This is a genomic window from Blastococcus sp. MG754426 (genome assembly GCF_021699055.1).
Taxonomy (GTDB): domain Bacteria; phylum Actinomycetota; class Actinomycetes; order Mycobacteriales; family Geodermatophilaceae; genus Blastococcus.
Window position 1 is genome coordinate 1 of record NZ_SSXC01000217.1, and the last position, 229, is coordinate 229.

Genomic DNA, 229 nt, shown 5'->3' on the forward strand with positions numbered 1-229 from the left:
TCGCGCAGATCTCCGACCGGCAGACCACCATCGCCTCGGCGGTGGAGGAGCAGACGGCGACGACCAACGAGATGAGCCGGTCGGTGCAGGAGGCCGCCGGTGGGACCACGCAGATCGCGGAGAACATCGCCGGTGTCTCCACGGCGGCGGACTCGACCACGCAGGCGCTGACCCAGACCCGCACGGCGGTCGACGAGCTGTCCCGGATGGCCGCCGACCTGCGCACCAC

1 pseudogene is annotated in these 229 nt (G+C 71.6%); it reads left to right on the forward strand.

Features of this window, described 5'->3' with window-relative positions:
• Positions 1-229, forward strand: a pseudogene (locus E9549_RS23015) (methyl-accepting chemotaxis protein); the annotation flags it as partial.